Origin of the sequence: Streptomyces sp. DH12, from assembly GCF_020873895.1 — a bacterium.
In the GTDB taxonomy this organism is placed as follows: Bacteria; Actinomycetota; Actinomycetes; order Streptomycetales; family Streptomycetaceae; genus Streptomyces.
On the sequence record NZ_JAHWGT010000040.1, the window covers coordinates 49,979 to 64,559 of the forward strand.

Sequence of the window (14,581 nt, forward strand, 5' to 3'; positions counted from 1 at the left end):
GAGAAGACCGGTGGGCCGCCGACGCCGTCGGCCCGCCGACCACCCCCCACTGTCCCCCACCCCCAGCTGGCGGCCATGTATACCCACACAGACAGCGACAGACCGTTCCCCGGCCCCCGCGACGCGGACGCGTACGACCTGCGGCACCACGGAGACGTCGAGGTCCGGGACGAGAAACTGACCGATCTCGCGGTCAACGTCCGCGACGACACCCCGCCGGCGTGGCTGCGCGAGCGCCTCGCCGCGTCCCTCTCCGGCCTGGCCGCCTACCCCGACGGGCGGGCGGCGCGCGCGGCGGTCGCCGAGCGGCACGGTCTGCCGGCCCGGCGGGTGCTGCTGACGGCGGGAGCGGCGGAGGCGTTCGTGCTGCTGGCGCGGGCGCTGCCGGTGAGCCGGCCGGTCGTCGTCCACCCGCAGTTCACGGAGCCGGAGGCGGCGCTGCGGGACGCGGGGCACCGGGTGCGCCGGGTGGTGCTGCGCGAGGAGGAGGGGTTCCGGCTCGATCCGGCGCGCGTCCCCGAGGACGCCGACCTGGTGGTCGTCGGCAACCCCACGAACCCGACGTCGGTGCTGCATCCGGCCGGGACGATCGCGGCGCTGGCGCGGCCGGGGCGGACCCTGGTGGTGGACGAGGCGTTCATGGACGCCGTGCCGGGCGAACGGGAGGCGCTGGCCGGGCGTACGGACGTACCGGGCCTGGTGGTGCTGCGCAGCCTCACGAAGACGTGGGGCCTCGCGGGGCTGCGGATCGGCTACGTGCTGGCGGCGCCGGACACCGTGGCGGCGCTGGAGCGCGTCCAGCCGCTGTGGCCGGTGTCGACGCCGGCGCTGGTGGCGGCCGAGGCGTGCATGGAGCGCGAGGCGCTGGCCGAGGCGGAGGAGGCGGCCCGGCGGGTCGCGGTGGAGCGGGCCCATCTGCTGGCCGGGCTGGCGGAGTTCGACGAGGTGCGGGTGGTGGAGGCGGCCGAGGGGCCGTTCGTGCTGATCCGCGTCGAGGGAGCGGACGTCGTCCGGGAGCGGCTGCGCGACCTGGGCTTCGCCGCGCGGCGGGGCGACACCTTCCCGGGGCTGGGGCCGCAGTGGCTGCGGCTCGCGGTGCGGGACCGGGTGACGACGAACCGCTTCCTCCAGGCGCTGGACCAGGCCCTGGTGATGGCGGGCTGCGCCCGGAACTGACGGCGTGCGGGGTGTCCTGCCGGTCGGACCGGCGGACACCCCGTCCCCGGTCCGTCGCGCTGCGGTACGCCTCCCGGGTGCTTCCCCCGGGGGCGTCCGAGGCCGGTGGGTGGGGTCGGGGCCCAGCGGGTCACCTCCTCGGGGTCGGCGGCCTTGACTCCTACGAGAGGTGACCCGGGTGACGCCGCCGACCCCTGCGGGGGCGACCCGCCACGGCCCCGCCCGACCGCCGTCGACGGGCGCGGACGGGGGGACTGGAAGCCCGGGGAGCCGGGTGTGTGTGGGGGGGAGGCGGTGGGGTCAGGGCTGCTCGCGCCTTGCGCGGCGGGCCAGGACGAGAGTGGCCGCACCGGCGGCGAGCAGGGCGGCCGCCCCGGCGGCGACGTACGGCGTGCGCGAGTCGCCGCCGGTCTCGGCGAGGGCCTCCTTCTCCGGTGCCCCGCCGCCCGTCTGGGGCTTCAGCCCCTCCGTGGGCCGCTCCGCCGGGGTCGTGGCGGGCGCGGAGGGGGCGGAGGACGCGGGGGGCGTGGTCGGCGCGGTCGGCGTCTTCGGCCGGGTGCAGGACGCCTCGGCGAGGGTGACCGTGCCGCGGACGTCGGCGACGTCGAGGTCGAGCGGGTCGACGGCGACCTTGAGCTCCAGCGCCGTGGCGGCGGCCGTGGTGGAGGTGGTGGTACGCCGTGACAGGTCGAGGGTGACCTCGCCGGCCCCGGGGACCTCGACGCTGGTGCGGCCGCCCGCCGTGAGGGTGACGCGCTTGCCGAGGACGGTGACGGGGCCGAGGACGTTCGCCGCGGCGGTCGGCACCGCGCCGGCCGCGCAGACCGCCTCGGCGGTGACCTGCTCGACCTCGACGACGGACAGCAGCGGGAGCCCGGGCAGGTGGACCCGGGCGTCGACGAGTCGTACCGAGCCCTCGGCGCGGCGGGCGTCGGCGGTGGCCTTGGCCGAGGCGACGTCGGCGCGCAGCATCCGCACGGGCCTGCCGCCGTCGACGCCGTCCACCCGCACGCTGAGCGTCGTCCTCTCCGCGGTGGCGGGGGCGCGCACGTCGTTGAGCGCGGTGTTGACGGGGACCCGTACGCCGCCGTCGAGGAGCGAGACGTCGAGGTCGGCGCGGAGGACGGCGGCGGAGGCGCGGCCCTCGCCGCCGGTGGTGGCCCGCGCGGCGGGCGCGGCGAGGGCCAGGGGCGCGGCGGTGGCGAGCGCGGTGACGGCGGCGGCCGCGGACCGGCGGAAGGTGGTGCTGTACACGGGTGGAACCCCCACGGAGGACAGGAGTCGCCGAACACCCGCCCACAGGGACATGTGTGCGGCGGCGACTGGGACACGGGAATCCTGACGCACGGAGGGTGAACCGGCGGGTACCTGCCGTGAGTTCACCCCAAAGGGGAGTTTCCGGTCACACATTCGAATAGAGCGCCCCGCCAGCCCCACCCGGATTGCTTATCGACCAACCGTGTCATAAGTTAGGCCAGCCTTACCTAAAGAGATCAGGACAAGAGTGAGCATCGAGGTCTACCGGGACCCCTGGGGCATCCCGCATCTGCGCGCCGACGACCCGCGCGAACTCGCCCACGCCCAGGGCCGTACCACCGCGCACGACCGGGCGTGGCAGCTGGAGGTCGAACGGCACCGCGCCCAGGGCACGACGGCGGCCTTCCTCGGGCCGGACGCCGTCGACTGGGACGCCTTCGCCCGGCGCGCCCGGCTGGCCGACACCGCCCGCCGCTGCCTGGACCGGCTCGACGACGCCACCCGCGCGTGGGTCACCGCCTACACGGACGGCGTCAACGCCGGTCTCGCCGAAGGCGCCCGCCGCAGCCGGGAGTTCGCCGCGACGGGGCTGCAACCGGGCGTGTGGGAGCCGTGGGTGCCGCTCGGCGTCTGGCTGTCGACGCACGTCCTCTTCGCCGGCTTCCCCACCAAGCTGTGGCGCGAACGGGTCGCCCGGGTCCTCGGCGACGAGCAGGTCGACCTGTTCGCGACCGACGGCCCCGGGACGGCCGGCAGCAACGGCTGGCTCGTCGACGGCGACCGCACCGCCACCGGCGCCGCCCTCCTCGCCGGCGACCCGCACCGGTTCATCGAGGCGCCCGGCGTGTACCAGCAGATCCGCCTCGCCTGCCCGGAGTACGACGTCGTCGGCCTCGCCGTGCCCGGCGTGCCCGGCCTCGCCCACTTCGGCCACACGGGGACGGTCGCCTGGGCCATCACCAACGCCATGGCGGACTACCAGGACCTGTACCGGGAGCGTCTGCGCCACCGGGACGGCGCGACGGAGGCGCTCGGGCCCGACGGATGGCGCCCCGCCCGCGTCCACACCGAGACCATCGAGGTCAGGGGCGCCGCGCCGGTCACCGTGGAGGTCGTGGAGACCGACCGGGGGCCCGTCGTGGTGCCCGACCACGGCGAGGGCGGCGAGGACGGCGGCGCCCTGAGCCTGCGCTACCCGCCGCGCGTGACGGGCGAGCTGGGCTTCGCCGCGCTGCCCGCGCTGCTCGCCGCGCGGACGGTCGCCGACGTGGACCGCGCACTCGACCGGTGGGTCGAGCCGGTGAACGTCGTGCAGGCCGCCGACACCGAGGGCGGCACCCTCCACCGGGTCGCCGGCCACGTCCCCGTGCGCCACCGGGACAACATGCTGCGCACCGTCCCCGCCTGGGAGCCGGCGCACGAGTGGCGCGGGCGCCACGAGCCGCTGCCTCGCGCGCCCGTCGACGGCGTCGCGGTGATGGCCAACGCGCGCGGCCTCGCGGCGCCGCTGGGCGTCGAGTTCGCGCCGCCGCACCGCGCCGAACGCATCGCGCGGCTGCTGGCCGGGTCGTCGGAGTGGACGGCGGCCGGCATGGCGTCCGTGCACACCGACACCCACCTCGCCTCCGCCCGCCCGCTGCTGGACCTCGCCGCGGGGCTGGACGGGCTCACCGCGCCCGCCGCCGCCCTGCGCGACCGGCTGCTGCGCTGGGACCGGCACATGGACGCCGACAGCGTGGACGCCGCGCTGTACGCCGCGGTGCGGGGCGAGGTCGTCCGCCGGGTCGCCGCCCACCCGGTGTTCGCGCCGCTCGCGGAGGTCCCGGCGTACCCGGCGCTGTTCCGGCCGTGGCTGGCCCTCGTGCCGCGCGTGGCCTACGCGTTGGAGACCCTGCTGACGTCCGGCCCCGTACCCCCCGCCGACCGGGAGGCCGCCGTGCGCGCCGCCCTGGAGGCGACGGCCGCCGCGCCGCCGGACGCGCCGTGGGGCGCCACGCACCGCCTCGCGCCGTGGGCGGCGCTGCCGGACGGCGACGACGCCCGGTGGCCCGGCCTGGACGGCGACCACGACTGCGTGCTGTCCACGTCGAGCGTCCCCGGCGTCACCGACCGCAGCGCGCGCGGCCCGGCCGCCCGCTACGTGTGGGACCTGGCACGGCGCGAGGACAGCCTGTGGGTGGTGCCGCTGGGCGCCTCGGGCGTGCCCGGCGACCCGCACGAGGCGGACCAGCTGCCGCTGTGGCTGCGCGGCGGCCTCACCCCTGTGATCACCGACTGGAACCGGCTCAGCAAGGAGCACCCCGCATGACGACGAGCGCCGACCCCCGCCCCGCCGAGTACGAGCGGTCCGTCGACGGCTTCGGGACGGTACGGATCGTGCCCCTGGACCCGGACCGCGACGCCGCCCTGGTCCACGCGTGGGTGAGCGAGGAGCGGGCCCGGTTCTGGGGCATGCGGGAGATCGACGTGGCCGAGGTGCGGGACGTCTACGCGCACCTCGACTCGCTCACGACGCACCACGCGTTCCTGGTGCACCGCGACGGGGTGCCGGTCGCGCTGTTCCAGACGTACGAACCGGAGGCCGACCGGGTCAGCGAGTGCTACGAGGTCCAGCCGGGCGACATCGGTGTCCACCTGCTGCTGGCCCCGGCCGACAGGCCCGAACGCGGCTTCTCGCGGCACCTGCTGGGCGTGCTGACGGACTTCGCGCTGCGCGGGGGCCGCACGCGGATCGTCGCCGAGCCGGACGCGGCGAACGACAAGGCCGTCGCGCTGCTGGTCCGCGCCGGCTTCGAACTCGGCCCGGAGGTGGTGCTGCCGGAGATCGTGCTCCCGGAGGTGCACCTGGTGGAGAAGCGGGCCCGGCTGGCGTTCCTCACCCGCTGACGGCCGGCCGCGATGGGCGCCGCCCGCCCGCCGGCCGGCGGGCGGGCGGGCGGCGTCAGCCCACGACGCGGCCGTCGAGGACGATGCGCCGGGGCGCCGCCAGGGCCCGGACGTCGGCGCGCGGGTCCTCGTCGTAGACGACCAGGTCCGCCGGGGCGCCCTCCTCCAGGCCGGGGCGCCCCAGCCAGGCGCGGGCGCCCCAGGTGGTCGCCGACAGGGCTTCGAGCGGCGGGATGCCGGCGGTGACCAGCTCGGCGACCTCGGCCGCCACCAGTCCGTGCGCGAGCGAGCCGCCCGCGTCGGTGCCGACGAAGACGGGGATGCCGGCGTCGTACGCGGCGCGGACCGTGTCGTACCGGCGCTCGTGCAGCCGGCGCATGTGGTCCGCCCAGCGCGGGAACTTCGCCTCTCCCCCGGCGGCCAGCCGCGGGAACGTCGCGATGTTGACGAGGGTCGGGACGATGGCGACGCCGCGCTCGGCGAAGAGCGGGATGGTCTCCTCGGTCAGCCCCGTGGCGTGCTCCACGCAGTCGATGCCCGCCTCCACCAGGTCGCGCAGGGACTCCTCGGCGAAGCAGTGCGCCGTCACGCGGGCGCCGAGCCGGTGCGCCTCGGCGATGGCCGCCTCGACCTCGGCGCGCGGCCAGCAGGCGGTGAGGTCGCCGGCGTCGCGGTCGATCCAGTCGCCGACGAGCTTCACCCAGCCGTCGCCGCGGCGCGCCTCGCGGGCGACGTAGGCGACGAGGTCGGCGGGCTCGATCTCGTGCGCGTAGTTGCGGAGGTAGCGCTTGGTGCGGGCGATGTGGCGGCCCGCGCGGATGATCTTCGGCAGGTCGGGGCGGTCGTCGATCCACCGGGTGTCGGCGGCCGAACCGGCGTCGCGGATCAGGAGCGTGCCTGCGTCCCGGTCGGCCAGCGCCTGCTGTTCGCTGGTCGCCGCGTCGACGGGCCCGTGGGCGTCGAGCCCGACGTGGCAGTGCGCGTCGACCAGGCCGGGCAGCGCCCAGCCGGTCACCGTGCGCACGTCCCGCGCACCGGCCGGCCGGTCGTAGGTCACCCGCCCGTCGACCACCCACAGTTCGTCGCGTACGTCCTGCGGGCCGGCCAGCACCCGCCCCCTCACATGCAGCACCAGGCTCATGCCCAGCACTCTACGAGGGCGCAAGTACCCTCGGCGAAGCAGTCCGTACGTGAAGGAAAGAGAGCCCCGTGACGCACCCCCTCCTCGACCTGGCCCCGCTGACCGCCGACCGCTTCGCGGACATCGAGCGGCGCGTTGCCGCGCTGCTCGGCACCGGGCACGACGTGGTCGTCACGCAGGGCGAGGCGCTGCTGCCGCTGGAGGGGTGCATCCGCAGCGGCGCGCGGCCCGGTTCGACCGCGCTCAACGTGATCACCGGCCCGTACGGGCAGACCTTCGGCGACTGGCTGCGCGACTGCGGCGCGACGGTGGTGGACCTGGAGGTGCCGTTCCACACTGCGGCCACCGCCGAGCAGGTCGCCGGGGCGCTGGAGCGGCACCCGGAGATCGACTTCGTGTCGCTGGTGCACGCGGAGGCGGCGACCGGCAACACCAACCCGGTCGCGGAGATCGGTGAGGTGGTCCGGGCGCACGGCGCGCTGTTCCACCTGGACGCGGTCGCCTCGATCGGCGCGGAGCCGGTGCTGCCGGACGCGTGGGGGGTCGACCTGTGCGTCATCGGCGCGCAGAAGGCGATGGGCGGCCCGGCGGGCGTGTCCGCCGTGTCGGTCAGCCCGCGCGCGTGGGAGCGGTTCGCGGCGAACCCGGCCGCGCCGCGCCGCTCGTACCTCTCCCTGCTGGACTGGAAGGAGCGCTGGATCGACGGGGGCCGCAGGACGCTGCTCCACGCGCCCGCGCAGCTGGAGATGCTGGCGCTGGAGGCGTGCCTGGACCGCGTCGACGCGGAGGGGCTGGACGCGCTCACCGCCCGTCACGCGGCGGCCGCGGCCGCCACCCGCGCGGGTGTGCTCGCGCTGGGCGGCGGTCTGGAGCCGTACGTGCACGAGGCGCGGGAGGCGGCCCCCGTCGCGACGACGCTGCGCACCCCGGCCGGGGTGGACGCCTCCCGGCTGGTGGCCGCCGCGCTGACGGCGGTGCCCGCCGCCGACCGGGCCGGCCGGGCCCCGGCGCTGCCGCTGGCGGCGGGCGGCGGGGCGCTGGCCGCGGAGATGGTCCGGGTGAACCACTACGGGCCGGACGCCACGCCGGGGACCGTCCGGGCGTGCCTGGCGGCCCTGGGCGCCGCCCTCGCCGCGACGGGCCGGGAGGTCGACACGCAGGCGGCGCTGCGGGCGGCCGCGGAGGCGTGGCGGTAGGCAGTCCGCTCGCGGGTCGCCGGGGGCGGCGTGCGGTTCGGCGGGCCCCGGGTGGCGTGCGGTTCGGCGGGCCCGGGGCGGCCGGTCGGCCGTCCGGGCCGGTCAGGGCGGGCCCGGGGCGTCGGCCGGAGCCGGGGCCGTCCGTACCGTCGCCTGACGCGGAGCCGTCCGCAGCGGTACCGGCGGGGGCGCGGGCCGCGTCACGGGGGCCGGCGGGTCGGCGGTGCCGGTGAGCGCCTCCAGCAGGGCCTGCACCGCCGGGACGAGGCCGCCCGCGCGTACGGCGAGCGAGACGGGGACGCGGGGCGCGCGCAGGGTGCGGAAGGCCAGTCGGCGGTCCCGGGGCAGGGGCCCCACCGGGTGGAAGACCGTCCATGACGGTTCGGCCGCGCCCGCCAGGTCGTCGAGGGTGGCCCGCAGGGTGGTGAAGGGCGGTCCGGGCGTCCAGTGCGGGAGGGCGCCCGTGACCAGGTCGTGGAAGGCCGGGTTGACCGCGCGGGGCGCCAGCCGCAGCGGGAGGTGGGCCAGTTGGGCCGGGTGGAGCTCGTCCGAAGCGGCCAGCGGGTGCCCGGCGGGCAGCGCGACGAGCAGGGGTTCGGTCCAGACCGGGTACAGGACCATGCCCTCCACGCGGCGCACGGCCCGTACCAGCGCGGCGTCGAACGTCCCGGAGAGCACCGCGGCGAGGCGGGCCTCCTGCGGGGCGCGCTCCTGCCGCACCCGCAGCCGGGGGCGGCGCAGGGCGAGGACGCCGAGGGCCCGGTACACGCGGTCGGAGAAGGCGCGGCTGGTGCCGAGGCGCACCAGGCCGTCGGTCCCGCCGGCGATGCCGGCCGCGGTCTCCCGTACCCGTCCCGCCGCCGCGAGCGCGGCCCGCGCCTCGGGCAGCAGCCGCTCGCCCGCGGCGGTGAGCCTCACGTGCCCGGGGGACGCCGGGTCGAGGAGCCGCAGCCCGAGATCGCCCTCCAGCGCGCCGATCAGCTCGGCCACCGCCTCCGCGGTGGTGCGCAGCCGTTCGGCGGCGCGTGCGAGGCCGTGCTCTTCGGCGACGGCCACGAAGTACTCCAGCTGACGCAGTTCCACCGCCGCGCCCACCCGCCCCTCGACTCTCGCTGCCCTGCCGTCCGATCCGGTCAACGACCGGGCGGGGACGGCCTCTTCCCCATGTGTACGGGCGAACGGCGCCGATGTGCGAACACGACGCGCGCGGGGGTGCGGAACCGGACGCGGGCATCGGGGTCCGCAATGCCGCGGGGCGGTTGCCGCAGAGTCGAATAGACGAGAATTCGGACCGGAATTCCGATCCACTCCCAACAATTTCCCCACGACAATCAATCGGGTAGCTCCCCACTTTCTGCTGCCCACATCCGAGGACGTCAAACACCAAGATTCGAGCACGCTCCTGTGAACGATTCATGGAGGCGCCACGACCGTTTCACGGTGTGACCGATTCCACAACAGCGAGGTTATGTCCGTATTTATGCAGGTAAATCGGCCAGAACCGCGAGGGCCGCGAGCAGTCCCGCGTACGCGCGATAACACAGATGGTGCGGCCACCCAATACCTCCCACCCATGCAATCCGAGAAATTGCTGGGTAAGTTCCTTCCGCATGACCGCCGCACCAACAGACCTCGTACCTGCCCGATCCGAATTCATCGACAGCCCACGAGTGGAGGACGGCGCCGCCCTGTGGCGCATCGCCCGCGACTCCCAGGTGCTGGACCTGAACTCCTCGTACAGCTACCTGCTGTGGTGCCGGGACTTCGCGGCCACGTCCGTCGTCGCGCGCGGCACGGACGGTGAGCCGGTCGCCTTCGTGACCGGGTACGTCCGCCCGGACCGACCGGGGACGCTCGTCGTCTGGCAGGTCGCCGTCGACCACGACCACCGCGGCCGCGGCCTGGCGGGAAAGCTGCTGGACGCGCTCGTGTCGCGGCTGGCCGACCGCGGGATCCACACCGTGGAGACCACCGTCACGCCCGACAACACGGCGTCCGACCGGCTCTTCACCTCCTTCGCCGAGCGCCGGGGCGCCTCGCTGGAGCGGGAGGTCCTCTTCGACGGAGAGCTGTTCCCGGAGGGCGGCCACGAGCCCGAGGTGCTCTACCGCATCCGGCCGGTCGCCGCGGCGGGTTGACCGCCGCCGCCCCGCTCCCCTCCCCCCACTGCCCCGCCCCGACCTTCGCCCGACGCTCCGCGACTCCGCAGGAGGACTCCGCTGTGACCATCACCCCGTCCGCCCGACCGTCCGCCGCCCCGGCCCCCGCCCCGACCGTCCACGACGGCGGCGCCTCCCCGATGGCCGCGTTCGAGAACCTGGAGTCGGAGGTGCGCAGCTACTGCCGCGGCTGGCCGACGGTGTTCGACCGCGCGCAGGGCGCCCGCCTCACCGACGAGGACGGCCGCACGTACCTCGACTTCTTCGCCGGCGCCGGCTCCCTCAACTACGGCCACAACAACCCGGTGCTGAAACGAGCGCTGATCGACTACCTGGAGCGGGACGGCGTCACGCACGGGCTGGACATGGCGACCACCGCCAAGCGCGCCTTCCTGGAGACGTTCCACGAGCTCGTCCTCAGCCCCCGGAACCTGCCGTACAAGGTGATGTTCCCCGGCCCGACCGGCACCAACGCCGTGGAGTCGGCGCTGAAGCTGGCCCGGAAGGTGAAGGGCCGCGAGTCGATCGTGTCGTTCACCAACGCCTTCCACGGCATGTCGCTCGGCTCGCTCGCCGTCACCGGCAACGCCTTCAAGCGGGCCGGCGCCGGCATCCCGCTGGTCCACGGCACGCCCATGCCGTTCGACAACTACCTCGACGGCCGGGTCCCGGACTTCCTCTGGTTCGAGCGGCTCCTGCAGGACAGCGGCTCGGGGCTCAACCAGCCGGCCGCCGTGATCGTCGAGACCGTGCAGGGCGAGGGCGGCATCAACGTGGCGCGCCCCGAGTGGCTGCGCGCGCTGCGGGAGCTGTGCGACCGCCGCGACATGCTGCTGATCGTCGACGACATCCAGATGGGCTGCGGGCGCACCGGCGGGTTCTTCTCCTTCGAGGAGGCCGGCATCACCCCGGACATCGTCACCCTCTCCAAGTCGATCAGCGGGTACGGGCTGCCGATGTCGCTGTGCCTGTTCCGGCCGGAGCTGGACGTGTGGGGTCCGGGCGAGCACAACGGCACGTTCCGCGGCAACAACCCGGCCTTCGTCACGGCGACGGCGGCGCTCCGCGCGTACTGGGCGGACGGCGGCACGGAGCAGCAGACCCTCGCCCGGGGCGAGCAGGTGGAGCAGGCGCTGCTGACCATCTGCGACGAGAACTCCGCCGACGGCGCCCACTACCGGGGCCGCGGCCTGGTCTGGGGCCTCGAGTTCGCGGACAAGCAGCGCGCGACGCGGATCTGCCGGCGCGCCTTCGACCTGGGCCTGCTGCTGGAGACGTCCGGCCCCGAGAGCGAGGTCGTGAAGCTGCTCCCGCCGCTGACCGTCACGCCCGAGGAGCTGGACGAGGGGCTGACCACGCTGGCGCGCGCCGTCCGCGAGTCCGCCTGACACCGGCGAGTGAGCGACCGCGGGGCCGCGCGACCCGACGGCCCCGCCCCCCGTACGCCGTACGAAAGGAAGTGGCACCACCGTGATCGTCCGATCGTTGAAGGACATCGAGAACACCGAGCGCCATGTGCGGGCGGCCTCCGGCACCTGGGAGTCCAAGCGCATCGTGCTCGCGAAGGAGAAGGTCGGCTTCTCGCTCCACGAGACCGTGCTGTACGCCGGGACGGAGACGTCCATGTGGTACGCCAACCACATCGAGGCCGTGCTGTGCGTCGAGGGCGAGGCGGAGCTGACCGACGACGAGACGGGCGAGACGCACTGGATCGAGCCCGGCACGATGTACCTGCTCGACGGCCACGAGCGGCACACCCTGCGCCCGAAGACCGACTTCCGGTGCGTGTGCGTGTTCAACCCGCCGGTGACCGGGCGGGAGGACCACGACGAGAACGGCGTCTACCCGCTGCTGACGGAGGAGGGCTGATCCATGACCACCACCACCCCGAACACCACCGCCACCACCGCCGCCGGCGCGTCCGCCGGGGCGGGCGTACCGGACCTGTACCCGACCCGGGGCGCCACCGAGGTCGTCACCCCCCGGCAGGACCCGGTCGTCTGGGGGCCGCTGACGCCGGAGCTGGAACCGTTCGAACGGGACGGCTTCCTCGCGGTCGACCAGCTGCTCACCCCGGACGAGGTCGCCGTGTACCGCGCCGAGCTGGACCGGCTCGTCACCGACCCGGCGGTCCGCGCCGACGAGCGGTCGATCATCGAGCCGAAGTCCAAGGACGTGCGGTCGGTCTTCGAGGTGCACCGGATCAGCGAGGTGTTCGCGCGGCTGGTCGCCGACGAGCGCGTGGTGGGCCGGGCCCGGGAGATCCTCGGCTCGGACGTGTACGTCCACCAGTCGCGCGTCAACGTGAAGCCGGGCTTCGGCGCCTCCGGCTTCTACTGGCACTCGGACTTCGAGACGTGGCACGCGGAGGACGGGCTGCCGCGGATGCGGACGGTCTCGGTGTCGATCGCGCTGACGGAGAACCGCGACACCAACGGCGCACTGATGATCATGCCGGGCTCGCACCGGACGTTCCTCGGCTGCGCGGGCGAGACGCCGAAGGACAACTACAAGAAGTCGCTGCAGATGCAGGACGCGGGCACCCCGTCGGACGAGGCGCTGACGCGATTCGCCGACGCCCACGGCATCCGGCTGTTCACCGGCCCGGCCGGGTCGGCGACCTGGTTCGACTGCAACGCGATGCACGGCTCGGGCGACAACATCACGCCCTATCCGCGCAGCAACGTCTTCATCGTGTTCAACAGCGTCGAGAACACGGCCGTCGAGCCCTTCGCGGCGCCCGTCCGCCGACCGGAGTTCATCGGGGCGAGGGACTTCACGCCGGTCCGCTGACCCCGCGCGGCCGTCGGCGGTCGACGGCCGCCGCGCCGTCGCACCGGCGCCGACGGACTCGCCGAGGGCCCGCCTCCGCACGTGGTGCGGGGGCGGGCCCTCGGGCGTGGCCGCGCGGCCGCGCGGCCGGCGGAGCGCGGCGTGCGCGGGGCCCCGCCCCGGCGCCGGCCGCGCCGCCGGTCAGAGCGTCGGGTAGTCGGTGTAGCCGCGGTGGTCGCCGCCGTACATGGTGGCGCGGTCGGGCTCGTTGTACGGGCCGCCGGCGGCGAGGCGGGCCGGGAGGTCCGGGTTGGCGAGGAAGAGCGTGCCGAAGGCCAGCAGGTCCGCGGTGCCGTCCTCGACCAGGCCGAGGGCCCTGTGGTCGGTGGGCCCCTCGGTCGCCGGGTTGAGGACGAGAGTGCCGGAGTACTGCTTGCGCAGCTGCGTGGTGACGTCCCGCGTCTCGGGCGACGCCTCCAGGACGTGCAGGTAGGCGAGGTCCAGCGGGTCGAGTTCGGCGACGAGCGCCGTGTACGCGGGCAGCGGGTCCGGCTCGTCGATGTCGTTGAACGTGTTCCCGGGCGAGATCCGCAGCGCGGTGCGCTCCGGCCCGACGGCGGCGGCGACGGCCCTGACCGCCTCGGCGGCGAACCGGACGCGGCCCTCCACCGTCCCGCCCCACTCGTCGGTGCGCCGGTTGGTGCCGGGGGCCAGGAACTGGTGGATGAGGTAGCCGTTGGCGCCGTGCAGCTCCACGCCGTCGAAACCGGCCTCGACGGCGTTGCGGGCGGCGGTGGCGAACCCCTCGATCATCCGACGCACCTCCGCGCCCGTCAGCTCCCGGGGCGTGGGGAAGTCCTTGGGGCCCTCGGCCGTGTACACCTGCCCCGCGGCGGCGACGGCGGAAGGGGCGACCGGGTGGAGGTCGCCGGGCAGGTCGGCGAGGACGGCGGGGTGGCCGATGCGGCCCGCGTGCATGAGCTGCGCGAAGATCCGGCCGCCCGCGGCGTGCACGGCGTCGGTGACCCGGCGCCACGCGGCGACCTGCTCGGCGGAGTGCAGGCCGGGGGTGTCCGGGTACCCCTGCCCCTCCGGCACCGGCTGGACGCCCTCGGTGATGATCAGCCCGGCGGAGGCGCGCTGGGCGTAGTACTCGGCCACCAGCTCCGTGGGCACACGGCCCGGCGCGCGGCTGCGGGTCATGGGGGCCATCGCGATCCGGTTGCGCAGGGGCGTGCCGGCGAGGTCGACGGGGTCGAAGGCAGTGGTCACGGCGGGCTCCGAAGGCAGTAGGTTGGTCGGCCAAGTAGGAGAACAGCGGTCAGCCTGACAGCATTCCTTGGCTGACCAACTTCTTTCGCCCGGAGACTAGACTGGGGGCAGTCCACCCCCGAGGAGCCCCCATGCCCGCCCACCCGGCGGCCGCCACCCCCCACCGGCCGGCACCGGCCGCCGGCTGCCCGGACGGCACGCCGTCGGCGGCGCTCGGCGGGCCGGTCAGCATGGCGTTGTCCCGGGTGGCGCGGCTGCACCGCGTGGCGGCGGGCCGCTTCCTGCGGGCGGCGGGGCTCTACCCGGGCCAGGAGTTCGTGATGATGTACCTGTGGGACCGCGGCCCGGTACGCCAGTCCGAGCTGATCCGGGTGCTCGACCTGGACCCGTCGACGGTCACCAAGATGCTCCAGCGCCTGGAGCAGGGCGGACACGTGCGCCGTGCCCCCGACCCGGCGGACCGGCGGGCGGTCCTGGTGGAGGCGACGGACACCGGCTGCGCCCTGCACGCGCAGGTCGCGGCGGCGTGGACGGAGCTGGAGGAGCACAGCCTGGCCGCCCTGGCCCCGGAGGAGCGGGCGGAGCTGGCGCGCCTGCTCGGGAAGGTGGAGGGCGGCCTGTGCCGGCTGGCGCCGCCCTGCCCTGACCCCGAGACCCCCGACGCCCCGCGGACCGACCCGACGGCGACGGCGCCGGCGCCGGCGCCGGACGCGGGCTAGGCG

13 protein-coding genes are annotated in these 14,581 nt (G+C 75.4%); 9 read left to right on the plus strand and 4 right to left on the minus strand.

All coding sequences use genetic code 11. The features are described 5' to 3' along the window. The first annotated feature begins 75 nt into the window (after positions 1-75). Positions 76-1,176 (plus strand): Rv2231c family pyridoxal phosphate-dependent protein CobC, encoded by a 1,101-nt coding sequence (gene cobC, locus LPA54_RS28135; RefSeq protein ID WP_228982810.1) that lies wholly within the window; start codon positions 76-78, stop codon positions 1,174-1,176. A gap of 300 nt (positions 1,177-1,476) precedes the next feature. On the opposite strand, the gene LPA54_RS28140 is transcribed toward cobC, so the two are convergent. Further along, positions 1,477-2,430, minus strand: coding sequence for an SCO1860 family LAETG-anchored protein (locus LPA54_RS28140; protein ID WP_228982812.1), 954 nt, complete (start codon positions 2,428-2,430; stop codon positions 1,477-1,479). A gap of 250 nt (positions 2,431-2,680) precedes the next feature. Between LPA54_RS28140 and LPA54_RS28145 the strand changes: the two genes are divergently transcribed. Continuing rightward, entirely contained in the window at positions 2,681-4,741 is a 2,061-nt protein-coding gene (locus LPA54_RS28145; protein WP_228982813.1) for a penicillin acylase family protein, read from the plus strand. Further along, positions 4,738-5,319: a GNAT family N-acetyltransferase gene (locus LPA54_RS28150; protein WP_228982816.1), complete on the plus strand. Its 582-nt coding sequence runs from the start codon at positions 4,738-4,740 to the stop codon at positions 5,317-5,319. The genes LPA54_RS28145 and LPA54_RS28150 overlap by 4 nt, the downstream gene beginning before the upstream one ends. A 55-nt stretch (positions 5,320-5,374) precedes the next feature. Here the strand turns inward: LPA54_RS28150 and LPA54_RS28155 are convergent, their stop codons facing one another. Continuing rightward, on the minus strand, positions 5,375-6,460 hold the full coding sequence (locus LPA54_RS28155) for an amidohydrolase family protein (RefSeq protein ID WP_228982818.1): 1,086 nt from the start codon (positions 6,458-6,460) through the stop codon (positions 5,375-5,377). Positions 6,461-6,528: 68 nt separating this feature from the next. On the opposite strand from LPA54_RS28155, the gene LPA54_RS28160 reads away from it, so the two are divergent. Continuing rightward, the gene (locus LPA54_RS28160; protein WP_228982820.1) at positions 6,529-7,656 is read left to right on the plus strand and encodes an aminotransferase class V-fold PLP-dependent enzyme; all 1,128 of its coding nucleotides are present in this window, start codon (positions 6,529-6,531) and stop codon (positions 7,654-7,656) included. A gap of 102 nt (positions 7,657-7,758) precedes the next feature. Here LPA54_RS28160 and LPA54_RS28165 read toward each other — a convergent pair whose 3' ends face one another. Beyond that, positions 7,759-8,739 (minus strand): LysR family transcriptional regulator, encoded by a 981-nt coding sequence (locus tag LPA54_RS28165; RefSeq protein ID WP_228982825.1) that lies wholly within the window; start codon positions 8,737-8,739, stop codon positions 7,759-7,761. 527 nt (positions 8,740-9,266) lie between these two features. Between LPA54_RS28165 and ectA the strand changes: the two genes are divergently transcribed. The 4 genes from ectA to thpD all read left to right on the plus strand — a co-directional run bounded on the left by ectA (position 9,267) and on the right by thpD (position 12,608). Further along, positions 9,267-9,794: a diaminobutyrate acetyltransferase gene (ectA, locus tag LPA54_RS28170; RefSeq protein ID WP_228982827.1), complete on the plus strand. Its 528-nt coding sequence runs from the start codon at positions 9,267-9,269 to the stop codon at positions 9,792-9,794. A gap of 161 nt (positions 9,795-9,955) precedes the next feature. Then, complete coding sequence (gene ectB / locus LPA54_RS28175) at positions 9,956-11,203, plus strand: diaminobutyrate--2-oxoglutarate transaminase (RefSeq protein ID WP_228982829.1); 1,248 nt, start codon at positions 9,956-9,958, stop codon at positions 11,201-11,203. An 82-nt stretch (positions 11,204-11,285) separates the two neighbouring features. Further along, positions 11,286-11,684, plus strand: a complete 399-nt coding sequence (locus tag LPA54_RS28180; RefSeq protein WP_058944213.1) for an ectoine synthase — start codon at positions 11,286-11,288, stop codon at positions 11,682-11,684. A 3-nt stretch (positions 11,685-11,687) separates the two neighbouring features. Next, positions 11,688-12,608: an ectoine hydroxylase gene (gene thpD / locus LPA54_RS28185; RefSeq protein WP_228982835.1), complete on the plus strand. Its 921-nt coding sequence runs from the start codon at positions 11,688-11,690 to the stop codon at positions 12,606-12,608. 180 nt (positions 12,609-12,788) lie between these two features. Here the strand turns inward: thpD and LPA54_RS28190 are convergent, their stop codons facing one another. Beyond that, on the minus strand, positions 12,789-13,859 hold the full coding sequence (locus LPA54_RS28190) for an alkene reductase (RefSeq protein ID WP_228982837.1): 1,071 nt from the start codon (positions 13,857-13,859) through the stop codon (positions 12,789-12,791). A 131-nt stretch (positions 13,860-13,990) separates the two neighbouring features. On the opposite strand from LPA54_RS28190, the gene LPA54_RS28195 reads away from it, so the two are divergent. Further along, the gene (locus LPA54_RS28195; protein ID WP_228982838.1) at positions 13,991-14,578 is read left to right on the plus strand and encodes a MarR family winged helix-turn-helix transcriptional regulator; all 588 of its coding nucleotides are present in this window, start codon (positions 13,991-13,993) and stop codon (positions 14,576-14,578) included. Positions 14,579-14,581 lie beyond the last annotated feature (3 nt).